Genomic DNA, 255 nt, shown 5'->3' on the forward strand with positions numbered 1-255 from the left:
TGCCTTGGTACAAGCAAGGGGTGGTCTCTGTCACCCAAAATTCCAACGCGGTGACAGGCTCGGGCACCGCATTCATTGCCAACAGCCGGGTCGGCGATGGCTTTCGCGGGCCGGACGGTCGCTGGTATGAGGTGACCAACATCGCCAGCAATACGGCTCTGTCGATCTCGCCCAACTACGAAGGCCCGACAGCGGCCGGCGGCTTCTACTCGATCATGCCGGTACAGGGCTACCAGAAGGATCTGTCCGACCAGG

Annotated in this window: 1 pseudogene; it reads left to right on the plus strand. The window is 61.6% G+C overall.

The annotated features are described in order from the left end of the window. A pseudogene (locus L6D63_RS28555) lies at positions 1-255 on the plus strand (hypothetical protein); the annotation flags it as partial.

The organism is Pseudomonas parakoreensis, from assembly GCF_021602155.1.
GTDB lineage: Bacteria > Pseudomonadota > Gammaproteobacteria > Pseudomonadales > Pseudomonadaceae > Aquipseudomonas > Aquipseudomonas parakoreensis.